Origin of the sequence: Janthinobacterium sp. CG3, assembly GCF_000344615.1 — a bacterium.
Lineage (GTDB): Bacteria > Pseudomonadota > Gammaproteobacteria > Burkholderiales > Burkholderiaceae_D > Janthinobacterium.
Genome location: NZ_KB467824.1, coordinates 2,197,659 through 2,222,312, shown reverse-complemented (window position 1 = coordinate 2,222,312; position 24,654 = coordinate 2,197,659). Strand labels below are relative to the sequence as shown.

The 24,654-nt window shown below is 64.8% G+C and carries 20 protein-coding genes and 2 tRNA genes; 17 read left to right on the top strand and 5 right to left on the bottom strand.

Going from position 1 to position 24,654, the window contains the following annotated elements; all coding sequences use genetic code 11:
- Positions 1-87 precede the first annotated feature (87 nt).
- A complete protein-coding gene (greA, locus tag JANGC3_RS0109555) occupies positions 88-564 on the top strand; it encodes a transcription elongation factor GreA (protein WP_026132779.1) in 477 nt (158 codons plus the stop codon).
- A complete protein-coding gene (locus tag JANGC3_RS0109550; RefSeq protein ID WP_017876264.1) occupies positions 564-1,013 on the top strand; it encodes a DUF4149 domain-containing protein in 450 nt (149 codons plus the stop codon). Before greA ends, JANGC3_RS0109550 begins: the two co-directional genes overlap by 1 nt.
- Before the next feature lie 140 nt (positions 1,014-1,153).
- On the opposite strand, the gene JANGC3_RS0109545 is transcribed toward JANGC3_RS0109550, so the two are convergent.
- Complete coding sequence (locus JANGC3_RS0109545; protein ID WP_026132778.1) at positions 1,154-1,627, bottom strand: YhbY family RNA-binding protein; 474 nt, start codon at positions 1,625-1,627, stop codon at positions 1,154-1,156.
- A gap of 41 nt (positions 1,628-1,668) precedes the next feature.
- Between JANGC3_RS0109545 and JANGC3_RS0109540 the strand changes: the two genes are divergently transcribed.
- From JANGC3_RS0109540 to glmM, 4 genes are all read left to right on the top strand, one after another.
- A complete protein-coding gene (locus JANGC3_RS0109540; protein WP_017876261.1) occupies positions 1,669-2,352 on the top strand; it encodes an RlmE family RNA methyltransferase in 684 nt (227 codons plus the stop codon).
- A gap of 209 nt (positions 2,353-2,561) precedes the next feature.
- A complete protein-coding gene (gene ftsH / locus JANGC3_RS0109535; protein WP_026132777.1) occupies positions 2,562-4,445 on the top strand; it encodes an ATP-dependent zinc metalloprotease FtsH in 1,884 nt (627 codons plus the stop codon).
- A 110-nt stretch (positions 4,446-4,555) separates the two neighbouring features.
- Entirely contained in the window at positions 4,556-5,395 is an 840-nt protein-coding gene (gene folP, locus JANGC3_RS0109530; protein ID WP_017876259.1) for a dihydropteroate synthase, read from the top strand.
- Positions 5,396-5,434: 39 nt separating this feature from the next.
- A complete protein-coding gene (gene glmM, locus JANGC3_RS0109525; RefSeq protein ID WP_026132776.1) occupies positions 5,435-6,772 on the top strand; it encodes a phosphoglucosamine mutase in 1,338 nt (445 codons plus the stop codon).
- A 512-nt stretch (positions 6,773-7,284) separates the two neighbouring features.
- Here glmM and JANGC3_RS32530 read toward each other — a convergent pair.
- Positions 7,285-7,533, bottom strand: coding sequence for a DUF6463 family protein (locus tag JANGC3_RS32530; protein WP_157406549.1), 249 nt, complete (start codon positions 7,531-7,533; stop codon positions 7,285-7,287).
- A 608-nt stretch (positions 7,534-8,141) separates the two neighbouring features.
- Here JANGC3_RS32530 and JANGC3_RS28935 point away from each other — a divergent pair.
- From JANGC3_RS28935 to JANGC3_RS0109505, 3 genes are all read left to right on the top strand, one after another.
- Positions 8,142-10,196, top strand: a complete 2,055-nt coding sequence (locus JANGC3_RS28935) for a tetratricopeptide repeat-containing diguanylate cyclase (protein ID WP_157406548.1) — start codon at positions 8,142-8,144, stop codon at positions 10,194-10,196.
- 217 nt (positions 10,197-10,413) lie between these two features.
- Positions 10,414-10,490 (top strand) — tRNA-Pro (locus JANGC3_RS0109510).
- Between the two features lie 185 nt (positions 10,491-10,675).
- Positions 10,676-10,750 (top strand) — tRNA-Arg (locus JANGC3_RS0109505).
- 257 nt (positions 10,751-11,007) lie between these two features.
- On the opposite strand, the gene JANGC3_RS0109500 is transcribed toward JANGC3_RS0109505, so the two are convergent.
- Positions 11,008-11,955, bottom strand: a complete 948-nt coding sequence (locus JANGC3_RS0109500; RefSeq protein WP_051068263.1) for an ABC transporter substrate-binding protein — start codon at positions 11,953-11,955, stop codon at positions 11,008-11,010.
- Positions 11,956-12,339: 384 nt separating this feature from the next.
- Between JANGC3_RS0109500 and JANGC3_RS0109495 the strand changes: the two genes are divergently transcribed.
- On the top strand, positions 12,340-15,444 hold the full coding sequence (locus tag JANGC3_RS0109495) for a DUF748 domain-containing protein (protein ID WP_017876254.1): 3,105 nt from the start codon (positions 12,340-12,342) through the stop codon (positions 15,442-15,444).
- Between the two features lie 19 nt (positions 15,445-15,463).
- On the opposite strand, the gene JANGC3_RS28930 is transcribed toward JANGC3_RS0109495, so the two are convergent.
- Positions 15,464-15,700 carry a hypothetical protein gene (locus JANGC3_RS28930; protein WP_017876253.1) on the bottom strand — a complete coding sequence of 79 codons (237 nt, stop codon included), beginning with the start codon at positions 15,698-15,700 and terminating at the stop codon, positions 15,464-15,466.
- A 372-nt stretch (positions 15,701-16,072) separates the two neighbouring features.
- Here JANGC3_RS28930 and JANGC3_RS0109485 point away from each other — a divergent pair, with 372 nt between their 5' ends.
- The 7 genes from JANGC3_RS0109485 (at position 16,073) to fdhD (ending at position 23,368) form a co-directional block, all read left to right on the top strand.
- A complete protein-coding gene (locus JANGC3_RS0109485; RefSeq protein ID WP_026132775.1) occupies positions 16,073-16,414 on the top strand; it encodes a zinc ribbon domain-containing protein YjdM in 342 nt (113 codons plus the stop codon).
- Positions 16,415-16,613: 199 nt separating this feature from the next.
- Positions 16,614-17,651, top strand: a complete 1,038-nt coding sequence (locus tag JANGC3_RS28925) for a hypothetical protein (protein ID WP_017876251.1) — start codon at positions 16,614-16,616, stop codon at positions 17,649-17,651.
- 147 nt (positions 17,652-17,798) lie between these two features.
- The gene (locus JANGC3_RS0109475) at positions 17,799-18,932 is read left to right on the top strand and encodes a glycosyltransferase (RefSeq protein WP_026132774.1); all 1,134 of its coding nucleotides are present in this window, start codon (positions 17,799-17,801) and stop codon (positions 18,930-18,932) included.
- Positions 18,919-19,683 (top strand): DUF2334 domain-containing protein, encoded by a 765-nt coding sequence (locus JANGC3_RS0109470; RefSeq protein ID WP_017876249.1) that lies wholly within the window; start codon positions 18,919-18,921, stop codon positions 19,681-19,683. Before JANGC3_RS0109475 ends, JANGC3_RS0109470 begins: the two co-directional genes overlap by 14 nt.
- Positions 19,684-19,977: 294 nt before the next feature.
- Complete coding sequence (locus tag JANGC3_RS0109465) at positions 19,978-22,287, top strand: FdhF/YdeP family oxidoreductase (protein ID WP_017876248.1); 2,310 nt, start codon at positions 19,978-19,980, stop codon at positions 22,285-22,287.
- On the top strand, positions 22,284-22,553 hold the full coding sequence (locus JANGC3_RS0109460) for a hypothetical protein (protein WP_017876247.1): 270 nt from the start codon (positions 22,284-22,286) through the stop codon (positions 22,551-22,553). Before JANGC3_RS0109465 ends, JANGC3_RS0109460 begins: the two co-directional genes overlap by 4 nt.
- On the top strand, positions 22,544-23,368 hold the full coding sequence (gene fdhD, locus JANGC3_RS0109455) for a formate dehydrogenase accessory sulfurtransferase FdhD (protein WP_157406547.1): 825 nt from the start codon (positions 22,544-22,546) through the stop codon (positions 23,366-23,368). The genes JANGC3_RS0109460 and fdhD overlap by 10 nt, the downstream gene beginning before the upstream one ends.
- A 70-nt stretch (positions 23,369-23,438) precedes the next feature.
- On the opposite strand, the gene JANGC3_RS0109450 is transcribed toward fdhD, so the two are convergent.
- Complete coding sequence (locus JANGC3_RS0109450) at positions 23,439-24,650, bottom strand: pyridoxal-phosphate-dependent aminotransferase family protein (RefSeq protein WP_017876245.1); 1,212 nt, start codon at positions 24,648-24,650, stop codon at positions 23,439-23,441.
- Positions 24,651-24,654: the final 4 nt, after the last annotated feature.

The window sequence follows — 24,654 nt, the reverse complement described above, 5'->3', positions numbered from 1 at the left end:
ACCACAGAGCCCCGCGCGGCAGTATCGCGCGGCCTCTGTGGTTTTCACTTGGTGGACCGGTTCCACCGACAACTTAGTAGATAAAACATGACCTCAGTCCCACTTACCAAATACGGCGCAGAACTGTTGAAAGCGGAGTTGCATCAGCTTAAGACCAAAGAGCGCCGCATCGTCATCGACGCGATCTCGGAAGCCCGTTCGCACGGCGACCTGTCGGAAAACGCCGAATACGACGCCGCCAAGGAGCGCCAAGCCTTCGTCGAAGGCCGCATCGCCGAACTGGAAGGCAAGCTGGGCGCGGCCCAGATCATCGACCCGGCCACGCTGGACGCGGAAGGGCGCGTGGTGTTCGCCGCCACCGTCAACTTGGAAGACCTGGAAAGGGGCACCAAGGTGACCTACCAGATCGTCGGCCTCGACGAAGCCGACTTGAAATTGAACAAAGTGTCGGTGACCTCGCCGATCGCCCGCGCGCTGATCGGCAAGTACGCCGGCGACGTGGTGGAGGTGCAGGCGCCGTCCGGTCCGCGCGAATACGAAATCCTGGAAGTGTTGTACATCTGATGCCGCTGGCGCGCGTGCGTGTCGCCGTGGCGACCTTGTGGGCCGGCAGCCTGTGGACGGTCGGCTATCTGGTGGCGCCGGTGCTGTTTGCCACGCTGGCCGACCGCGCGCTGGCGGGCACGATTGCCGGCAGCATGTTCCGCGCCGGCGCGCTGCTGTCGGCCGCGTTCGCGTTGCTGATGCTGGCCTTGCTGGCCTGGAGTGGCGCCGACCTGGAACCGAAGCGGCGCCGCCTGTTGTTCGCCCTGGTGCTGGCGATGCTCGGCTGCGTGCTGCTGAACTACCTCGGCATCCAGCCGCTGATCGCCGGCATCCGCGAGGCGGCCGGGCCGGGCGGTCTGGACGCGTCGCCGCAGCGCAAGCTGTTCGGCGTGCTGCACGGCGCCTCGATGCTGGTGTACATGGTGCAGAGCGCGCTGGCCGGCGTGCTCATCTGGAAGCAGCGCTAAAAACAACAGTAAAACGCTCGTCAGTCGATAATGTGCGATCGAGCGCGACCGGGGCGGGCGCGGCGGACGAAAAAAAGCGGGCCGGTCCGCAACCGAGGGGTTGCGGACCGGCCCGCCGGTGGCGGGTTGCCTGGCGGGGCTTACTTGCTGCCCAGCGCGCTTTTCTTGGCGCTCTTCTGACGCGGCTTGGCGCGCTTGATGGAGCCGCCTTCGGTAACGCGCTCATTGCCCTTGATCATGACTTTGGTGACCGACGGACGCTTGGTTCCGCTGGCACTGGCCTTGACGATGGTCACTTCGCGCATACCCTTGCCCGTGGTGACGCTGCGTTCTTTGACAACTTCTTTTTTCGGACGGTAGATCACCAGCAGTTTGCCAATATGTTGTACCGGAGCGGCGCCGAGATCGCCGCAAATCGTCTCGTACATCCCCACGCGGGCTTCGCGGTCGTCGCCGAATACGCGGACCTTAATCAGACCGTGCGAATCCAGGCCAAGATCGATTTCTTTGAGTACGGCAGGTGTCAAGCCCGCTTCGCCAATGATGACGATAGGCTTCAGCGCGTGAGCTTCGGCGCGCAGTGCGCTGCGCTCTACGGGTGTAAGTTTTAGCATAATAATTTTTAGTAATCCCTTAAAAGCAGTATTCTACGCGAATGGCAAAGAAGAAATTAAACAAAAACTGGTTGCACGACCACATAAATGATCCATATGTGAAGTTGGCGCAGAAAGAGGGCTATCGTGCCCGGGCCGCATACAAGCTCAAGGAAATCGACGAGGACGAAAAACTTGTAAAACACGGCCAGGTGATCGTCGACCTCGGCTGCACCCCGGGCAGCTGGGCGCAATACCTGCGCCGCAAGCTGGCCGGCAAGGACGGTGGCGGCATCGACGGCACCCTGATCGGTCTCGACATGCTGCCGATGGAGCCGATTGCCGACTTCAACTTCATCCAGGGCGACTTCCGCGAAGCGCGCGTGCTGCGCCAGCTGGAAGTGGTGCTGCAGGGGCGCAAAGCCGACCTGGTGTTGTCGGACATGGCGCCCAATCTGTCGGGCATCGCCTCGGCGGACGCGGCGCGCATGGAGCATTTGATCGATTTGGCCATCGAATTCTCGCAACTGCACCTGAAACCGTCCGGCGCCTTGCTGGTGAAGTGCTTCAACGGCACCGGCTACAGCCAGATCGTGGAGAAATTCCGCGCCGAGTTCAAGGTGGTGACGCAGAAAAAACCCAAGGCCAGCCGCGATAAATCGTCGGAAATCTTCCTTTTGGGACGCGGCGTCAAGAATGCGGCGGAAAATAAGCCGCTTCTGGACGAATCCGCCCTTGATATTTGACGCTTGTAGCCGCACATCAAAGCAGGGAAGGGTAATGCCGTGAGGGTATGAAAATGCTCGCAGGCACATAAGCCCGGTTACGCTTCCCGCGTGCGCGCGGTGTTTTTTGCGCGCACGCATCGGCAGGCTTTGGCACGGCCCGCTTATTGCGAGTAAAATCGTGTTTTCAGCTATAGGAAAAAGATGCGTACCGCATCCAAGGAGTCTTCGTGAATAACATGTTTTCCAAATCTGCCATCTGGGTAGTCGTTGCCCTGCTTCTTTTCATGTTGTTCAAACAATTTGACAGCCACGGCGTCGCGGGCGGCAGCAAGGCCATCGCTTATTCCGATTTGCTGGATGAGGTCAAAGCCAAGCGCGTCAAGGAAGTCTTGATCGAGGGCGGCAACATCACCGCCACCCGCATCGACGACAGCAAGGTCCGCACCACCGCTACCTTCCTCGACCGCGGCCTGATCGGCGACCTGCGCGAAAACGGCGTGCGTTTCGACGTCAAACCGCCGGAAGAGCCGTCGCTGCTGCAGCAAGTGTTCGTTTCCTGGTTCCCGATGCTGCTGTTGATCGGCGTCTGGGTGTTCTTCATGCGGCAAATGCAGGGCGGCGGCAAAGGCGGCGCCTTCTCGTTCGGCAAGTCGAAGGCGCGCATGATGGACGAGGCCAATAACACCGTCACCTTCGCCGACGTCGCCGGTTGCGACGAGGCCAAGGAAGAAGTCAACGAAGTGGTCGATTTCCTCAAGGACCCGACCAAGTTCCAGAAACTGGGCGGGCGCATTCCGCGCGGCGTGCTGATGGTCGGCCCTCCGGGCACCGGTAAAACGCTGCTGGCGCGCGCCATCGCCGGCGAAGCCAAGGTGCCGTTCTTCTCGATTTCCGGCTCCGATTTCGTCGAGATGTTCGTCGGCGTGGGCGCCTCGCGCGTGCGCGACATGTTCGAGAACGCCAAGAAACATTCGCCGTGCATCATCTTCATCGATGAAATCGACGCCGTCGGCCGCCACCGCGGCGCCGGCATGGGCGGCGGCAACGACGAGCGCGAACAAACCTTGAACCAGTTGCTCGTCGAGATGGACGGTTTCGAGGCCAATTCCGGCGTCATCGTCGTTGCCGCGACCAACCGCGCGGACGTGCTCGACAAGGCGCTGCTGCGTCCGGGCCGCTTCGACCGCCAAGTGTCGGTGGGCTTGCCGGACATCCGCGGCCGCGAACAGATCTTGAACGTGCACATGCGCAAAGTGCCAATCAGCACCGACGTCAAGGCCGACATCCTGGCCCGCGGCACCCCCGGCTTTTCCGGCGCCGACCTGGCCAACCTGGTCAACGAGGCGGCGCTGTTCGCGGCCCGCCGCAGCAAGCGCCTGGTGGAAATGTCGGACTTCGAAGATGCCAAAGACAAGATCTTCATGGGTCCCGAGCGCAAGTCGATGATCATCCGCGAGGAAGAGCGTCGCAATACCGCCTACCACGAGTCGGGCCACGCGGTGGTGGCGAAACTGTTGCCGAAGGCCGATCCGGTGCACAAGGTGACGATCATGCCGCGCGGCTACGCCCTCGGCCTGACCTGGCAGTTGCCAGAGCACGACAACCTGTCCGGCTACAAGGACAAGATGCTCGAAGAGATCTCGATTCTCTTCGGCGGGCGCATCGCCGAGGAAATTTTCGTCGGCCAAATGTCGACCGGCGCCTCGAACGATTTTTCCCGCGCCACCAAACTGGCGCGTTCGATGGTGACACGCTTCGGCATGTCCGACAGCATGGGCGTGATGGTCTACGAGGACAGCCAGCAAGACGGCTTCTTCGGCGGCTCGGCCAAGACGATTTCGGAGGCGACCCAACAAAAGGTCGACGCCGAGATCCGCAATATCCTCGACACCCAGTATGCGATTTCGCGCAAGCTGCTGGAAGAGAACCGCGACAAGGTGGAAGTGATGACGAAGGCTCTGCTCGAATGGGAAACCATCGACGCCGACCAGATCAACGACATCATGGCCGGCCTGGAGCCGCGCCTGCCGAAGGCCGGCGTGCCGCCGCGGCGCAATTCGGGCGACAGCGGCGCCGGCGGCATCTCGCCGAACGTCACGGCGCCAGCCTGACGCTGGCCGTTTGATGTCGGCTTCGTGCCGTCAGTAAAAGGGCGAGGAGCGATCCTTGCCCTTTTCCGTCGTGCGGCCTCCTGCCGTTTTTCCTACCGTTTCCCAGCCCCATGCGACAATACTTTCAATTCGGCCGGTTTGGCTTCAACCTCACCGCCCCGGGCGGCAAGGCCCTGGTAATGGGCATCCTGAACGTCACGCCCGATTCGTTTTCCGACGGCGGCCAGTTCCAGTCGCTGGAGTTTGCCCTGGCCCGCGCCGACGAGATGGTTGCCGAAGGCGTCGACATTATCGACATCGGCGGCGAATCGAGCCGGCCCGGCGCGCCCGCGCTGTCGCTGGCGGACGAGCTGCAGCGTGTCATGCCGGCGCTGTACGCGCTGCGCGACTGCGGCAAGCCGCTGTCGGTCGACACGTACAAGCCGGAGGTGATGCGCGAAGCCATCCTGGCCGGCGCCGATATGATCAACGACATCAACGCCTTCCGCGCGCCGGGCGCGATCGAGGCGGTGCGCGGCAGCGACTGTGCCTTGTGCATCATGCACATGCAAAGCGTGCCGCAAACCATGCAGGCGCGCCCGGAATATGGCGACGTGGTGCGCGAGGTCGTCGACTTCCTGCGCGAGCGGGTCGCCGCCCTGACGGCGGCCGGCGTCGAGCGCGAGCGCCTTTGCGTCGACCCCGGCTATGGTTTCGGCAAGACGGTCGAACACAACTTCGCGCTGCTCAAGGCCAGCGGGCAGATCCGCGCCGAACTGGGCCTGCCGATGCTGGCCGGGCTGTCGCGCAAATCGATGCTCGGGGCCGTCACCGGCAAGCCGGTGGAGCGGCGCCTGGCCGGCAGCCTGGCCGGCGCATTGGCTGCGGTAGCGCATGGCGCCGATATCGTACGGGTGCATGATGTGGCTGAGACTGTCGACGCGCTGAGCGTATGGCACGCGGCGCGCTAACAACATACGTGAGTAATCAACTTGATAGAAGAGAATAAAATGACACGTAAATACTTCGGAACAGACGGCATCCGCGGTCTGGTCGGCGCCGCGCCAATCACCCCTGACTTCGTGATGCGCCTCGGCTACGCCGCCGGTAAAGTCTTGGCCAAGGCCCAGACCGCCGCGATCAAGCCGACCGTGCTGATCGGCAAGGACACGCGCATCTCCGGGTATATGCTGGAAGCGGCGCTGGAGGCGGGCTTCTCGGCCGCCGGCGTCGACGTCATGCTGGCCGGCCCGATGCCGACGCCGGCGATCGCCTACCTGACGCGGGCGCTGCGCCTGGCTGCCGGCGTGGTCATCTCGGCGTCGCACAACCCGTTCCACGACAACGGCATCAAATTCTTTTCGCACCAGGGCACCAAATTGCCCGACGCGACCGAGCAGGAAATCGAACTGGCGCTCGACACGCCGATGTCCTGCGTGGCGTCGGAGAAGCTGGGGCGCGCTAAGCGCCTGGCCGACGCCCAGGGCCGCTACATTGAATTTTGCAAGAGCACCTTCCCCAACGAGTTGGACCTGCGCGGCATGAAAATCGTCGTCGACTGCGCCCATGGCGCCGCCTACCACATCGCGCCGCACGTGTTCCACGAACTGGGCGCCGAAGTGATCGCCATCGGCAACAAGCCGGACGGCTTTAACATCAACGCGGGCTTTGGCGCGACGGCGCCGGCCGCAATGGCGGCGGCGGTGGTCGAGCACGGCGCCGACCTCGGCATCGCCCTCGACGGCGACGCCGACCGGTTGATCATGTGCGACGGCAAGGGCCGCCTGTATAACGGCGACGAGCTGCTGTACGTGATGGTCAAGGACCGCCTGGCAACCGGCCCGGTGCCGGGCGCGGTCGGCACCCTGATGACCAATATGGCGCTGGAAGTGTTGTTCAAGGAAATGGGTATCGGCTTTGCGCGCGCCAAGGTGGGCGACCGCTACGTGCTGGAGGTGATGAAAGAGCGTGGCTGGATCCTCGGCGGCGAAGGCTCGGGCCACCTGCTGTGCCTGGACAAGCACACCACCGGCGACGGCATCGTATCGGCGTTGCAGGTGCTGTCGGCGCTCAAGCGTAGCGGCAAGACGCTGGAGCAATGCACCAGCGAGTTGGTGCTGTTCCCGCAAACCTTGATCAACCTGCGCGTCGCGGCGGGCTTCGACTGGCAAAAGAACCCGGCCATGGTCCGTGAAAAGGAAAAAGTCGAGCGGGAACTGGGCGATACCGGCCGCGTGCTGATCCGCGCATCCGGCACCGAGCCGCTGATTCGCGTCATGGTCGAGGCCAAGAGCGCCGAGCACGCCAAAACCATGGCGCAGCGCATCGCCGACAAAGTCATGGCCTAAGCCTCCGGCGGGAGGGGGGGGCGCCGGCGCCGCCGGCCCAAACCGCCGCGAATATGCGAAGGGCCGCCCAATATGGCGGCCCTTTTCACGTGTGCGCCCAGCATGGGCGCACACCTGTGGGCGCAAATCCCGCCGCGAGCTGACCACAGCGACGAAGCCCGCGCCATGCGCCAAAAAGTCAGGATCGGCGCTGCTGCCTGCGGCGCTGAGAAGGGGGGGGGGGGGGGGCTGCTGCAGGCGTTCAAGCGTGTGCGAGCCCTTCAGCGAGCACAGCTACGGGTTGCGTCCGGGCCGGCGCGCGCAAGACGCGGTTCTTGCCGCGCAAGTGTATGGTCAGTCGGGGAAACGTATCAATGACGCTGGAGTGGTCAATCACCCGGTAGCTCACGCGAGCCGACCATATCCAATCGTAACAAGGGCAATTGATAATAACAAAAGCGCCCAGATCGGCGAGTTGGGAAAGGCCGCCACGCCGAACAAGGCGGTGGCAGACAAATACAAACCGATGATTTTCAGGGTCTCAGATCTGACACGGTAGCGGCACGTATTGCGAGATGCCCGCATACCGTTATGGCAGGTCCAAACAAGGTGAGCCACGCGGCGGCAACGCGGCGTGAATCATTGGCCGAAAAAGCACCGATAAACCCGTCCTGCAGCGCAGCGGCAAACGGATGCCGGAAGCGCACGACCGCCATCCCTATATGAAGAATCCCCAGGAGGGTTATTCCCCACGCGACCATCATTTTCCAGCTCCATTCCATATCATTCTCCACTGTATCCCGTGCGGCAGGGCCGGCTATCGTATATTACGCAGCTGCTGCGTGAGATAGGCTGGTCGGTAGATGACGCGGCGGCACTCGCCCGTTTTTACTATTATGCGGTCATTGGCTATTCCCACGCGGGAGGGCAGGCGGCAAGCGAACGCGACTTGGCGCTGTACGTGGCGATGTTTGATAAGGTTCGCTAAGTCGGGTTCGCACGCGCGTCCCGGCGGCCCCGTTGGCCGGGGATTTCGACAACTCGGATTGTTCCCGTTTCGATTCGGGCTTGCCAGCCCGGGAGCAGGCCCCCGGGCGCGCGCGGCGTGCGTGCTCGGTTTCCACTGGGTCCGGGTGGCGGCCACCCGGAAGGCGTTGCGCCGACACAGGCCGAAATTGCCATGGCGGGGCCGCCGGGCCAATCATTGCTTGATTTCCTCGTGGCAATTAATCATACTGGGACGATCGCCGCCGCCTCGACCTAGCTGCCGCGCTGCAACCGCCGCCCGATTCCGACTCGCCCGGCACCCACGGACGCGCTTCCCGCGCGGGTACGTAACCGACCTTTTCGCGCCGCGCTGATCGCGCCGGCACCTGCAGCCATGAACGTTTTGTCTTCATTTCCGGTGCGCCGGGCCAGTAGCCTGGCGAGAGCCGCCCTGCTGGCGGCGACACTGTGGGCGCCAGTCGCGCGGGCCGACGACGCCGCCACGCTGGCACAATTGCGCGCCATTGTCGACCTGTCGTACAACACCAATGTCGCCGCGTTCAAACGGCTGCAAAGCTTGCGCGCCGCGTTGCCGGCCAAAGTGTCGTATCGCGTCCAACGCGAGCTGTTGTTGACGCGCCATGCGCTGCAACGCGACGCCGGGCAGGCGGACGACGCTTTCGACACGCTGGAAGCGCTGCGCGAACTTGCGCAGGCCAACGGCGACCAGGGCACGCTGGCGATGGCGCGGCTAGGTCGCATCGACCGCCTTCTGCATCAAAACAAACCGCTGCTGGCGCTGGCTGCGCTCGACGCCATGCGGCCCCATATCGGTGCCAATCCCGATCCCCAACTGCAGAACTGGCTTGACCTTTCCTATGGCGACGCTTACAACGCCACGACACAGTACGACAAGGCCTTAAGTCGCTATCTTGCCGTGCTGAGGCGCGCCGAGGGCAGCGGCGAGGCGACGCTGCGCTCGCGCCTGCAGGCGGTGATGCTGATCAGCCGTCTTTACGTCAACATGAGTAACCCCGAAAAGGGGCTGGAGATGGCGACGTCCGCGCTGGACGCCTACCGTGGCGCCATCGCAGCCAGGCCGCTTGCCTGGCTGCTGTTCGCGCAGGGCATCGCCTACGTGGCGCTGGACCGCAACGCCGAGGGTCTGGCCGCGTTCGAATTGGCGCTCGCAACGGCCGAGCGCGCGGGGCTGGTGGCGATGGAGGGCACCATACTCGGCAACATCGCCAACCATTATCTGCGCGCGCACCAGTATATGAAGGCGGAGGTGGCGGCGCGCAAGGCGTTGGCGAAATCGCTGCAAGTAGGCGACGCCAGTTCGACGCTGATGGCCAAGGCCAATCTCGGTTTTGCGCTGGGCGGGCAGGGCAAGGTCGACGCGGCGCTGCCGTACATCCATGAAGTGATTGCTTCGCTACGCGCATCAAACGCGAGTGGCGACCTGGTCAGCATGCTGGACGAAACCAGCCGCATGCTCGAGGGAGCCGGGCGGCCACGTGAAGCGCTGACGTTCGTGCGCGAGCAGCAGCACGTCCAGAAAGGGTTGCTGGCCGCGGAACGCGACCAGGCCGTGGCCGCGCTGCAAGAGAAGTTCGAAGCCGACCGGCGCCAGCGCCAGATCGGCCAGCTGGCGCGCGACAATCTGCTGAAGGACGCGGTGATCAGCAACAAGCGCCAAGAACAGTGGGTCATCGGTATCGCGGCCGCGCTGCTGCTGGTGGCGGGCGTGTTCGTGTACCTTCAGTACCGCCGGGCCACCAGCGCCAACGCCGAACTGGAACGTTTGAATACACAGCTGGAATTCCACGCCACGCGCGATCCGCTGACGGGGCTGTTCAACCGCCGCGTGTTCCTGGAACGCATGCAGCGACGGGCCGGCCTGCCCGAGGCGGAGCGGCGCCAGCAGCGCGGCAGCGGCATCGACGCCATCACGATCATCGATATCGACCACTTCAAGCAGATCAACGACCGCTGGGGCCATGCCGTGGGCGACCGCACGCTGGTCGAGGTGGCGCGGCGCCTGACGGAGGCGGTGCGCAGCAGCGATATCGTGCTGCGATGGGGCGGCGAGGAATTCCTGGTCTTTGCGCCGGGGATGCCGCCGAACCAGATCGAAGCGATGGTGGAGCGGCTACTGCACAGCGTGGGCACGGCGCCCGTCGATTGCGGCGACGTGCAGGTGCCAGTGAAGATCAGCGCCGGCACGGTGCCTATGCCATTCTGCGACTTGCCGGAAGCGCATTTCGGCTGGGAGAAGGCGGTGCAGCTGGCGGACATGGCGCTGTATTATGCCAAGTCGCAGGGACGCAACCGCGCCGTCATCGCGTCCAGTCTGCGGGAGCCCGCAGGTGAATTGCTGGCGCGCGCGGAAAGCGATTTCGCCGGCGCCGTGGCGCAGGGTATCGTGGCAACCGTGGCCGTGGCTGGTCCGCAATAGGCGCAAGCGGGGCCGGTGTGCGTTGTCGCCGGCGCTGGCAGGCACCGCTCGAGGAAGGTCAGCGGATTGTGTATAAAGTAAATGGTCCGAAGCTGCGCCCGGCGGCTCGGCGGAGCGGTAGTCTGATGCCATCATGCAAGCAGCTTCGATAGCTATTTTGATTTAATTTTCCTTGGGCGATTGACGGAGCGGGCCCCAGACGGTATTATCTTGTCTTCGGAGTGTAGCGCAGCCCGGTAGCGCACCTGGTTTGGGACCAGGGGGTCCAAGGTTCGAATCCTTGTACTCCGACCAAAATATAAGCGGGCTGTCAGATTCTTGGCAGCCCGTTTTTCATTTCGTGTATGGCATTTGAATGTTCTTGGGTATTCATTCTGCCGATAGCTCGGCCGGATATAACCTTCGGTAGCTCGGCTTGCATCAAGAGTATAAAGTGCCGTCACAAAACCGCTGCCAGCGGGTAAAATATCGGCTTCAATCCGCCCGTCGTTCAACGGATAGGACCTCGCTCTTCTAAAGCGATCATGGGGGTTCGATTCCCTCCGGGCGGACCATCGAATACAAGCTAACGACGACGCAAGAACTGTCGCTTCGCTGCGGCCTGCCAATATCGCGACACATCCGCCGGCTGGTGCCGTCTGGATCCTCGTCAATAACTCATTTCCCTGTACTGGCTTGGCTCGCGCAAAAACGCGGACCGATTCGACCCGCTCTTCGTCGGCAGTGGAGCGATAAGGTGTTGCCAATACAAACAATTGGTCAGATGATCATTCCGAATGATTCTTGCCCCGGCATCGAGTCCGAGTACCCGTTAAGGCAGCAGCAAGGACTGGATTTCCGGGTTCTTGTGGTTTGCCGGGGTCACCATCACCGCTCCGGTGAAGATAATACGGTCTTTGACGGGGGCGTTGCGTACTGCCGCTACCGCGGCCTTGATGCCCAGATATCCCATCTGGCGCGGATTCTGCACCACCAGTCCATTGATGTCCTGTAGCGCTAGGCCGCCGAGCAGGAAATCCGTCGAGTCAAATCCGATGAATTTCTTCTTCCCGGCCACGCCAAGCTCGCGCAGGGCACGTAACATGCCTTCGGTAGAGGATTCATTGACGGCAAAGACACCGTCAACGGACGGGAATTTTTTCAAGAGCTTCGCCGAGCCGCGGGTGGCCTGGTCGCGTGTGGCGCCGCCATACTCGTCGGCGACGACGCGAATGCGGGGCGCATTTCGTTTCAGGTAGGCGATAAAGCCGCGGGCACGCTCTTCGGTCGAGCCGCTGCCCGTCACCGTGCGTAAGACCATTACTTTGCCGCGCGCATTCAGCAACGTCGACATATGTTCCGCCGCCAGCTGTCCCGCGGCGAAATTGTCCGTCGTGATGAAGTTCAAATGGCGGTCGCCGTCCAGTTCGGAGTCGACCACGACGACTTTGATGCCCGTCGCCACGGCCCGCGCCACCGGCCCCGCCAAGCGCGCCCTGTCGGTTGGGGCGATAATGATCGCGTCAACGCCGGCAGTGGTGTACATCTGCAGGAGCTTGATTTGCTCGTCGGTTTTATCGTTGTGGGTCGGACCGCGCCAAGTGAGCGCGATATGCCCTTCCTCGCGGATGCCGCGCTCGACGCCGTCGCGCATGAATTTCCAAAACTCTTGATCGGGCGATTTCGCAATGAAAACGATGTTCATGTCCTTGTCGCTGGCAAGCACAGGGCCAGTTCCGAAAGCCAGGCAGGCGACCAACATCAGGAGATATTTCCCCATTTTTTTCTCCGACACATATGAGGCGTTGCGATTGCCACCCGACGCGGCCGGCGGATCGCTTGATGATGAATTTGTTGGTGCAGTGTAATCGTACCCAACTACATAGGCAAGCAGGTACTTACCGAGACGACGCGGCATGCCCGAAGTGCGGCTGAGAGTGCGCCAGGCGAGCCATCGCTTGGGCGCCGCGCACGGCTGTGGGGAGTGGTTTCCGTGGCGCACGGCGCGCAAGTTTCAGCGATAATATCCACTGTTGCCCAATGGGCACCTTAGTGCGCCCGCGTTCATGGCCGCCCGGCGCCCATTTTGGCGTTTATATATACAGTTGGACTGGCAATCCCGTCTTGCACAGCGTTGCGGACAATGTCGATAATAAGGAAAAATATGGCAAACTCCCCGCGTTCGCGCTGGCCACTGCGCGCCGCGCGCTGGCTTGGCTTCACGCTACTCCTGCTCGCGCTCTTGGTGGGCGCCGTCTGGCTGGCGCTGCCGCCGCTGGTCAAACATTTTGGCGAACAACAAATTGAAGCCAAAATCGGCCGCAAGGCCAGCATCGGCGCGGTCGCCTTCGACCCGTTCAAGCTGGTGTTGACGGTGTCCGATTTCCTCCTCTACGAGCGGGACAACACCAGTGCCGCTTTTTCGGCGCGGACGCTGCTGGTCGACGTCGCCCCGGCCGCCTTGTTCAAACTGGCGCCCTTGCTGAGCGAGGTCAGGCTGGTCGGCCCGCAACTGCATATTGTGCGCACCGGCGACGCCGGCGTGGCCCGCTATAACTTTTCCGATGTGATCGAGCGCGTGCTGGCAATGCCAAAAAGCGCGCAGCCGACGCTGTTTTCGGTCGCCAACATCCAGCTTGAACACGGCGCGATCACCTTCGACGACCGCTTCAACGACAAACAGGTCAAGGTTGAAGCGCTCAGCATCGGCTTGCCGTACCTGTCCAATTTCCCGGATCAGGTCGACTCCTTCGTGCAACCGCGCCTGTCGGCGACGGTGAACGGTTCGCAGTTCGTGTTGAAAGGACGCAGCAAACCGTTCGCCGGCAGCCAGGACACCGCGCTCGCGCTGGACGTCGAACGCCTCGACCTGGCCAGCTACATGAAATTTTCCCCGGTGGCGTTGCCGCTGGCGGTGCAGAGCGCCAAGCTGTCGACCAAGCTCGACTTGACCTTCGTGCGAAACCGGGGCCGGCCGCAGGTGGTGCTGTCCGGCACCATCAAACTGGCCGATGTCGTGTTGCACGACAACCGCGCCGCGCCCTTGTTGAAGGCGCAGGAAATGCTGCTGCAGTTGCGCAAGCTTGACCTCCTCGCCGGCGTCGGCGCGCTGGAGAAAGTCGAGATCGTGCAGCCGCAATTATTCCTTGGCCCGGGCGATGTCGTCGGCGCCCAGCGTATCGGTCTTGAAAACGCCAGCGTCGACGCCGCCGCCCGCACCGTCGCCGCCGACGCCTTGCGCCTGGCCGGGTTGCAGGGCGAGGTGCGGCGCGACGCCCGCGGCGCATTCAATGTACAGCAATTGTCCGGCCGGGTGGGCGGCCCGGCCAAGGCGGCCGCGGCGGACAAGGCCGCGCCGGCCTGGTTACTGGCGCTCAAGCAGTTCGCCGTCAGCGACGGCGCCCTCGCCTATACCGACGGCGCCGTGAAGCCGGCCGTCAAGCTGCGCGCCGACGACTTGAACCTGACGCTCGACGACATCTCCAGCCGGTTCGACCGACCGCTGAAGGTAACGCTGCGCACCCAGCTCAACAAAACCGGCAAGTTGTCGATCGATGGCAGTATCGCGCCGCAATTCAAGTCCTATGATTTGGCTATCGACGCCCAGAACCTGCAGGTGCCGGCGTTGCAACCGTATTTCGCCGACTACCTGAACGTCACGCTGGCCTCGGGCCAGGCCAGCGGCAAGGGGACATTGCTGCTGGTGCCGGCCGACGCCGGCAAGGAAACGGCCACCACCTACCGCGGCATGCTGCGCCTGGCCAATTTCCGCATGCTCGACAAGGAGACCGCCGCCGATTTCCTGAAATGGCGCGCGCTCGACGTCAACGGTATCAACCTCAGCCTGGGCGGCCCGCGCCAAAACATTGGGCTGGAAAAGGTCGCGCTGAGCGATTTTTACGCGCGCATCATTTTGTCGGAGTCGGCCAAACTGAACCTGGGCAATATCGTGGTGTCGAAAAACGCGCCGATCGGCACGCCGGCAGCGTCGCTGACCTCGGCCGAGCCGGCCGCGCCGTCCAGGGCGGCGCCGCTTGCCACCGCGGTCGTGGCGGCGCCGCCGCCCAAGTCGAACGCCCCGGTCATCAGGATCGGCCAGATTACGATTAAAGGCGGCAACATCAACTACACCGACAATTTCGTCAAACCGAATTACACCGCCAATATGACGGGCATGAACGGCACCGTCGGCGCGATCGCCTCGGACAAGCCGCAGCCGGCCCCGCTCGACTTGAGCGGCAAGATCGACAACGACGCGGCGGTCGCCATTTCCGGCACGCTGAACCCGCTGTTCTCGCCGATGTTCCTCGACATCAAAGCCAGCGCGAATGGCGTCGAGCTGCCGCGGTTGACGCCGTACGCGGCCAAGTACGCCGGCTACGCGATTGAAAAGGGCAAGCTGTCGATGGCGGTTAGTTACCGGGTTGAACAGGGCAAACTGGTGGCGCAGAACGACGTGCGCATCGACCAGTTGACGTTCGGTGAAAAAATCGACAGCCCGACCGCCACCAAGCTGCCGGTGATGCTGGCGGTGGCCCTGCTGAAGGACCGCAACGGCCAGATCAATATCAACCTGCCGATCTCCGGCACCCTGGGCGATCCGCAGTTTTCGCTCGGCGGCATTATCGTGCGCATTTTCCTGAACCTGGTCGTGAAGGCGGTGACGTCGCCGTTCGCGCTGATCGGTTCGGCATTTGGCGGCGGCGACGAGCTTGGTTATGCGGAATTTTCCGCCGGCTCGGCCAGCTTGACCGAGGCCAGCCAAGGCAAGCTCGACACCATTGGCAAGGCGCTGACCGAGCGTCCCGGGCTGAAGCTGGACCTGATCGGCCGGGTGGACCCCGGCAGCGACGCGGACGGCGTGCGCCAGCAGGTGTTGCGCAGCAAGCTGAACGCGTTCAAGCGCAAGGAATCGCTCGACCGCGGCGGCGAGTCGGTGTCCGAAGACGTCGGCGTGACCGACGCGGACAAAGAAAAATACATGGGGAAAGTGTATGCGGCGCAAACTTTCGACAAGCCGCGCAACCTCGTCGGCCTGGTCAAGTCCCTGCCGCCGGCCGAGATGGAAAAACTGATCCTTGCCAACTCCCCGGTCACCGCCGACGCCCTGCGGGCGCTGGCCAGCCGGCGCGCCGAGGCGGTGCGCGCCTACCTGGAAACCAAGGGGGTCATCGCGGCCGAGCGCATTTTCCTGGTGGCGCCGAAGGTGACGGCGGACGGCATCGCGGACAAGGGCGCGCCAAATCGCGTCGATTTCGCGTTGAAGTAATGCATGGAAGACGGCGCGTTCAATCCACCAAGTCGAGGCGTTTTTCGATGCGTTCGACGCGGCCGAGGATACGGTCGTAGCACAGTTCCTGGCCGGCGTGCATGACGGCGAAATCGCCGCCGTCGCGCCGCAAGCTTGCCACGCCCATTTCGGCGCTGCGGAGGCGGTGTTTGATTTCTTTCGTGTCGGCCCTGACTTCGGCGATTTCCGCCCGGATAAAGCGCAGTTGCTCCAGCACGAGGTTTTCACAGTTCATGATTGCTCCTTATTAAGGTCCGATTCCGTCGCAGTACCGGCTTGTTTGTATGACTCTGCGATACACCTTCCTGTTCCGCTCATTCAGGCAGTTGCTGCGCTACCTCAAGTGAGCCGCCGGCAAGCGAGTGGCGGATCTGGGCTGCGCCTGGGCGCAAGTTCCGCGTCATTATTGTATTAATAATAATGTAACGCGTAGGCGCCCGGTGCTTCTTGGGCGCGCTCAAAGAGCGGCCATGTGGCTGGCGTCGGCAACGCCTCCCGGCGCGGCGGCGCGGGTACTCAGGGGGGAAATAGATCCAAGCTAGCCCCGCGCAAGCAGTATACTGCCGGTTTTTTACGGCCGTTGCCTTACCCGAAAGGATCACCCAGCATGAGCGCTCTTCCAGCTTGCCCGCAATGCAATTCCGAGTACACCTATGAGGACGGCGCCTCCTACATCTGCCCGGAGTGCGCTCACGAGTGGCCGGTGCAAGCCGCCGCGGCCGCGGAAGAGGGGGGCCGGGTCTACTGCGACTGCGCCGGCAACGTGCTGCAAGACGGCGACACCGTTTCCGTGATCAAGGACTTGAAATTGAAGGGCGGCGGCGGCGTCGTCAAAATGGGCACCAAGGTCAAGAACATTCGCCTAGTCGACAGCGACCACGATATCGACTGCAAAATCGACGGTTTCGGTTCGATGAGCCTGAAGACGGAGTTTGTCAAAAAAGTGTAGTGGCGTCGGGTCGGACCCGGCCGCGCCGGACCAGCCGACCCGATACTCTGGCTCGCGGCCGCGGCCTGCCACCGCTGCGCTTTCCCCATTGTTTTTGTCTCGTGCGCGGGCGCCAAACGGGTCGCCGCTCGCGCCGGTTTTCTGGTACATTCCGTTTTTGCAACAATTGTCATTAATCACGATTTATTGAGGAACGAGAATGTCTGATATTTCCAGCCCAAACGCGGACGCGACCCCGCCGTCCGGGAGCGCCGCGCCGGTGCCGCCGAAGGCGCCCAAACAACCCTGGCTGCGCTATGTGATGTACACGCTGGCGGTGTTGGGCGTGTTGCTGCTCGCGCTGGTGGCTGTGGTCATGTACGAAAACAGCAAGAAGCCGAAGAACGTCGCCATCGACGAGACGGAAATGATCGATTCGCTCATGTCCAGCAACTACGGCAAGTATTCCGACGAACACAAGGGCTGGTTGTATGTCGGCGAGGGCAATCGCACCTACGTGGTGCGGGTGGTCCAGCAGGCCAAGCCAAGCGACGGGGCGCACGGCGACGAATTGTATTTCGTTACCAGCGGCAAGCCGCTCGATGGCGAGCCGGGCGCCATGTACGGCGTCTTCCAGGTGCGCGCAGGCGAGAAGGAAGAGGTCGGCAAACTGTTTCAAATCAGTTCGCCTTATCGCTACGAGGGGACGGTGCCGTTGACGCCGGAGAACGTGCGTTTCGAGGCCTTGAGCGAGACACTGTGGGCTTGGGTCATCAAGGTGCAGGACGGCGCTGACCCGAAGCTGGCGACGGTCACGGTCAACAACGTGGTGCTGGCGCCGAACGGCGACAATATCGCGGTGCTGGCGTGGTTCAGGGCGTCGCTGGCGTCGGACCCGGGTATCGACTGCGCCGCGGCGGAAACGCGTTACAAGTCCTGGGCCAACGGCGAGAGCCATCCGCAGGCCGCCGCCACCGAGGCCGCCGCGACGCAGGCTGGGCAGACCGAGTCCGAGCACGAGTCCGAGCACGAGCACGAGCACGAGCACGAGCACGAGGTCGACGACGTGCCCTTGCGCTGCAACGACGCCAACTGGGCATATCGCACCGGTCCGGTGTCCGGCGCGGTGCCGGTGCCGTTGACGGTCACCGCCAAGGGCGTGCGCGATGGCGTCAAAATGCAGGAGAAGACCTGGAAGCTGGTGTTTGACAGCAAGGCCTTTTCCTACCACGTGCCGGAGGCGTTAACCCCGGAATGAGGCAGCGGCCGGCGCCCCTGCGCGCCGGCGCCGGCGCCGGCATCGTTCCGGCCGGGCCGCAGGAACGAAAAGCGCCCGCGCATGTCGAATTGGCATCCGCATCAATCTCTCCGGCGACGGCGGTGCGCCGACATAGGGGGCGCAGGCATGCATGTCGTCGATATCACCATGTTTTACGCGGCCGAGGGTGGCGGCGTCAGCACTTACCTGAACGCCAAGGCGCGCTGGCTGGCCGGGCGCGAACGCATCAGGCATACCATCGTCAGCCCCAACCCGCACGCCGGCGGCACGGCCGACCAGGCCGGCATCCCCAGCCTGGCGCTGCCGGGCATCCATGGCTACCGGATGCCGCGCTCGGTCGGCGCCGCCGCCGGCGTGCTGCGGGCGCTGCGGCCGGACCTGGTTGAGGCCGGCGACGCCGGCCCCTGCGCATGGGCCGCGCTGAAGGCGGCGCGGCAGTTGCAGATTCCGGCCGTGGCCTTTTATCATTCCGACTTGCCGCAATTGATGCGCAACCGCTTCGGCGCGCTGGCCGCGGGCGCGGCCAAGCGCCACCTGGCGCAACTCTATCGTCGCTTCGACCTGGTGCTGGCGCCCAGCAAGATGATGGCGCAGAAACTGGAGGCGATGGGCGTTGCCGGCGCGCTGCACCAGCCGCTGGGCATTGACACCGACGTGTTTTGTCCGCAACGCCGCGACGCCGCCCTGCGCGCGCAACTGGGCCTGCCCGACGACGCCCGCCTGTTGCTGTACGCCGGCCGCTTTACCGCCGAGAAAAAGCTCGGCTTGCTGACCGACGCGGTGCGCCGCCTGGGCCGGCCCTACCATTTGCTGCTGGTCGGCGGCGGTGCTGCGCCGCCGCGCTGCGCCCACACCAGCGTGATCCCGTTCCAGCGCGACCAGCGCGTGCTGGCCGGGCTGATCGCCAGCTGCGACCTGCTGGTCCATCCGGGCGATTGTGAAACCTTCGGCCTGGTGGTGCTGGAGGCCATGGCCTGCGGCCTGCCGGTGGTCGGCACCAGCGCCGGCGGCGTGGCCGAACTGGTGGACGAGGCCACCGGCATTCTGGTGCCGCCGAACAGCGCCGCCGGCCTGGCCGAGGGCATCGAGGCGATTTACCGGCGCGACCGCGGCGCGCTGGCGGCGAACGCCCGCCGCAAGGCCTGCGACGGCTACGACTGGAACCGTATCATGCCGCAGTTGCTGCGGCGTTACGCCGGGTTGCTGGCCTCGCATCAGCGCCTGGTGCTGGAAACGGAGGCCGCTTATGTCGCCGGCTGAGCCGAAAGCGCTGTGCGTGTCGATCCACGACGTCGCGCCGGCCACCTGGCGCGACTGCCGGCGCCTGCTGGCGGCGGTACGCGCGGTCGCCGAGATCCCGCTGACGCTGCTGGTGGTGCCGCGTTTCCACCACAGCGCCGTCGACTCGGCGGCCTACGAGGCCATGCTGGGGGAGCTGCTGGCGCAGGGGCACGAATTGGCGCTGCACGGCTATTTCCACCTCGACACCGCGCCGCCGCCGGGGCGCTGGCGCGACCGCTTCCTGCGCACCGTCTACACCGAGGGCGAGGGCGAGTTCGCGGCGCTCGACGCGGCCCAGGCGCTGCGCCGCCTGGAACTGGGACTGGCCTGGTTCGGCCGGCGCAACTGGCCGGTCAAGGGCTTTGTCGCGCCGGCCTGGTTGCTGAGCAAGGAAGCCTGGAGCGCCGTGCGCGCCTGCCCGTTTGAATACACCACCACGATGTGCTATTTCCACTGCCTGGCGCGGCAAGAGGCGCTGTTCGCGCCGGCGCTGGTATACGCGGCCCGCAACGGCGTCGGGCGCAGCCTGTCGCCGCGTTGCGCCCGGCCGCTGGCCTGGTTGCAGCGGTCGGCGCCGCTGGTGCGGCTGGCGCTGCATCCACGCGACGCGCGCCACCCGCAACTGCTGCGCCACGCCCAGAAACTGATCGAAGATTTGCTGGATACCCGCCGCGCGCTGACCAAGGCGGCTTTCGCGCAAGCTTGGTGCGCGCGGCATCGTTCGGCTTAGCGTAGCGTCAGCCGACACGCTTGCGTGAGCCGATACGTTCGGGTCACGCAGGCATGTCGCCCGCGCGCGCAAGCAGTTGTGGTATCGCCCGGCCCGGCCGAAATACGCGCGCCGCGGCGCCGCTTGAACGGGGGCGACCCGCGTTTGCGCCGAGCCGACACGCCCCTGTGGCGGATGTGTATACCGGCGCCGGCATTTTTGCGCGCGGCCGCAAAGGGCGCACTTATCGTATAAAATTTGCCCTTTCGACAAAGCTGCGGCGCCGCCGGCGCACGCCGCGCGCAAAGGGATCCCATGAGCAAGAAGACAGTCCAGGTGTACAACCGGCCAGCGGGCGGCTGGGGCGCCCTGAAGAGCGTGGCGCAGCAGATTTTGCAGCAGGGCATTCCGGCCAAGGGCGCGCGCACCTTGCTGTCGGCCAACCAGCCGGACGGCTTCGACTGCCCCGGCTGCGCCTGGCCCGACGCCGACCACACCTCGACCTTTGAATTTTGCGAGAACGGCGCCAAGGCCATCGCCGCCGAGTCGACCGCGCGCCGCGCCACCCCGGCCTTGATCGCCCAGCACACGGTGCAGTGGTTGACGCAACAGTCGGACCACTGGCTCGAGGGGCAGGGCCGGCTGACCGAGCCGATGCGCTACGACCGCGCCAGCGACCGTTACCAGGCCATCGGCTGGGACGAGGCCTTCGCGCTGATCGCCGCGCGCCTGAACGCCTTGCCCACGCCCGACGACGCCATCTTCTACACCTCGGGGCGCACCAGCAACGAGGCGGCCTTCCTGTACCAGTTGTTCGTGCGCGAATTCGGCACCAACAACTTCCCCGACTGCTCGAACATGTGCCACGAACCGTCCGGCTACGCCATGCGCGAGGCTATCGGCGTCGGCAAGGGCACGGTGCAACTGGCCGACTTCCAGCTGGCCGACGCGCTGTTCATCTTCGGCCAGAACCCCGGCACCAACCACCCGCGCATGCTGGGCGAGTTGCGCAGCGCGGCCAAGCGCGGCGCCGCCATCGTGTCGTTCAACCCGCTGCGCGAGCGCGGCCTGGAAAAATTCCAGAACCCGCAAAGCGGCGGCGAAATGCTCACCGGCGGCTCGACCGCGATTTCCTCCGACTACTTCCAGCCGAAGATAGGCGGCGACCTGGCCGCCGTCAAGGGCATGATCAAATGCGTGCTCGAAGCCGACGCCGCCGCCCAGGCGGGCGGGCGGGCGCGCATCGTCGACGTCGCCTTCATCGCCGCGCACACCGCCAACGTCGACGCCTTCACGGCCGACGTGCTGGCCGAACCGTGGGACGTGATCGTGCGCGAGGCCGGTTTGACGCGCGCCGAAATCCAGCGCGCCGCCGACATCTACATGGGCGCCGGCAAGGTTATCGCCTGCTGGGGCATGGGCATCACCCAGCACCGCCACTCGGTGGCGACGATCCGCATGATCGTCAACCTGCTGCTGTTGCGCGGCAACATCGGCCGGCCCGGCGCCGGCCCGTGCCCGGTGCGCGGCCACAGCAACGTCCAGGGCGACCGCACCATGGGCATCTACGAAAAGCCGAAGGCGTCCTTCCTCGACCGCCTCGGCGAGGTGTTCGACTTCGCCCCGCCGCGCGCCGACGGCTACGACACCGTTGGCGCCATCGGCGCCATGCTGGCCGAGCCGGGCAAGGTGTTCTTCGCGATGGGCGGCAACTTCGCCGCGGCCACGCCGGACACCGCCGTGACCGAACGCGCGCTGCGCCAGTGCGCGCTGACGGTGCACGTGGCCACCAAACTCAACCGCAGCCATCTGGTGTGCGGCGACGACGCCCTGGTTTTGCCGTGCCTGGGCCGCACCGAGATCGACCAGCAGGCCGGCGGTGCGCAGGCGGTCAGCGTCGAGGACTCGATGAGCATGGTGCACCTGTCGTCGGGCATCAACGCGCCGTCGTCGGCCAGCCTGCTGTCGGAGCCGATGATCGTCGCGCGGCTGGCGGCGGCGACGCTGCGGGGCCGCAGCAAGACCGACTGGATGTGGCTGGTGGCCGACTACGACCGCATCCGCGACAAGATCGCCGCCGTCTTCGTCGACTTCGCCGGCTTCAACGAGCGCGTCAAGACGCCCGGCGGCTTCCACCTGCGCAACACCGCCGCCGAGCGCGAATGGGCGACCGACACCGGCAAGGCCAACTTCTTCGCGTACCCGGTGCCGACCGACCTGCCGATCCACCTGGCCCGCAGCGGCCGCGCCACGCCGGTGTTCAACTTGACGACGATACGCTCGCACGACCAGTACAACACCACCATCTACGGCTTGAACGACCGCTACCGCGGCGTCTTCGGCGAGCGCCGCGTGCTGTTCATCCACCCGGACGACATCGCCGAATTGGGCTTGCTGGCCGGCGCCTGGGTCGACCTGGAAAGCCTGTGCGACGACCAGGCGCGGCGCCAAGCCAAGCGCTTCATGCTGGTGGCCTACAACATTCCGCGCGGCTGCGTGGCGGCCTACTTCCCCGAAACCAATCCGCTGGTGCCGCTGTCGAGCTTTGCCGACTTCGCCCGCACGCCGACCTCGAAGTCGATCCCGATCGTGCTGACGGCGCACGCGGCCGGCGCCGCGCCATGAGCGGGCAGGGCGGCAACGACGCCACGGCGGCGCCCGACCTGGCGCTGGCGCTGCTGGCCGAACTGGCCGGCCACGCCGCGCCGGTATCGACGGCGCGCGTGGGCAAGCGCCTCGGCGTGCGCCAGAGCACCTTGCTGCGCTGCCTGGCCTACCTCGGCGACGACGTCATCGGCGGCGTCGCCGGGCCGGGCCTGGTGCGCGTCAGCCAGGACGGCGAGCGCACCATGCTGGCGCTGAGCGACAAAGGCCGCGCCGCATGCCAATGAGCGAAACGCCGCTGTCCGGCTGGAGCAATCTGGCGGTGCTGCGCCACGCGCCCGGCGGCACCGGCCTGCCGGCCACCGATTCGGTGGCCGAAGAGGTGCCGCTGGCGCTGGTCTACAACGGCATCTCGCAAGCGGTGATGATGGCGACGCCGCTCGACCTGGACGATTTCGCCGTCGGCTTTAGCCTGTCCGAGCGCATCGTCGACCGGCCCGGCGACATCTACGATATTGAATTGGTGTACACGCCCGGCGCGGTCGGCGCCGAACTGCGCCTGAGCATCGCCAGCGATTGCTTCATGCGCCTCAAGGAGCGCCGCCGCAGCCAGGCCGGCAATACCGGCTGCGGCCTGTGCGGCCTGGAAAGCCTGGGCGCGCTGGACCTGGAGCCGGCCGCGGTCGGCGCCGCGGACGTGATCGCCAAGGCGGCCTTGCTGCGCGCCTTCGCGTCGCTGGCGTCGCGCCAGCCGCTCAACGCGCTGACCGGCGCCACCCACGCCGCCGCCTGGGTCGGCCTGGACGGCGCCATCTTGACGGTGCGCGAAGACGTCGGCCGCCACAACGCGCTCGACAAACTGATCGGCGCACTGGCGCGCGGCGGCAAGCGGCCGCCGGGCTTCGCCATCATGAGCAGCCGCGCCAGTTACGAGCTGGTGCAAAAGGCGGCGCGCGCCGACATCGGCCTGCTGGCGACGATCTCGGCGCCGACCGCGCTGGCGGTGCGCATGGCCGAGCGGGCCGGCATCTGCCTGGTCGGCTTCGCGCGCCAGCACGGCTGCGTGGTGTACTCGCACGCCGGGCGCCTGCTCGCGCAATAGGGGCCGGAGACGCTGAAAATCAAGCCGAGGCGGGCAGCCGGGGCAAGTCCCCGAGGGTTTGACCCCTGTTTTAGACGGCCAGCGTTGCCGAGCGTTCGGACAGGCGCGTTTCCAGCCGGGCCATTCCGGCCGGCAAATCGAGCCGCGCGCCGCAGGCTTGCATGCTGGTGCCGAAGGCGTGCAGCGTCCTGAACAGGTGGTGCGCGCGGCTTTGCTCGCCCATTTGGCCGATGCGCAGGATGTTCAAGCCGAAGGAGCCGGATATCTCCACCTTGTGCACCTTCGACATGTAGGCGCGCACCGCGTCGGCCGAAACCTTGTCCGGAATCGTGATGCCGATCACCGAATTCAAACGGGCGCGCGGCGGCACCAGCAAGTGCAAGCCCATTTCCTCTATGCTTTCCTGCAATGCCTCGGAGCACTGGCGGTGGCGCTGGAAGCGCTGGGCCAGGGTTTCCTCGCACACCAGGCGCAGCGCCTCGTGCAGCGCCAGGATGCCCGACACCGGCGCCGTGTAGTGGTAGGAATTCTGGTTCCAGAACTTGTCGGCCAGCTTGGCGTCGAGACACCAATGCGCCAGCGTGTCCTCGCGGCCCTCGATGCGGGTCCAGGCGTCGTTTGAAAACGCCAGCAGCGACACGCCGGGAATCGACGACAGCCCCTTCTGCCCGCCGGTGATGACGGCGTCGATCTGCCACCGGTCCATCTCCAGCGGCATGGTGCTCAGCGTGCAGACGGCGTCGACCACGACCAGGCAGCCGTGCGACTTGGCCATCTTGGCGATCTGCTGCAAATCCTTGTTGCACACGGTGTTCGAGGTCTCGCCTTGGACGATAGTCAGGACGTCGTAGTTGGCGCTGTTGAAATACTGCTCGATCAGTTGCAGGTCGGCGCTTTCGTTGTTGGCGATGTCGACCAGCGTGACCTGGCCGCCGACGCGGCGGGCCATCTCGGCCATGCGGTTGCTGAAATAGCCGTTGCACACCGACAGCACGCGCGCGCCCGGCCGCACCAGGTTGCAGACCGCCATTTCCATCGCCGCCGACCCCGGCCCGGCCACGCCCATCACATGGCTCGACGTGGTCTGGAACACATAACGGCCCATGTCCTTGACCTGCGCGATGACCTTGTTCATGGTCTCGCCCAGATGGTTGATGACGATCGAGTTGGCGTAGGCCACGCGGTGCGGAATGGGAACCGGGCCGGCTCCCATCATCAGTAGCGGCTCGTCCGGCAGGATCAGTTCAAGCGGCACAATGCTGGGGGCCAGGATGGCGTTCATGGTC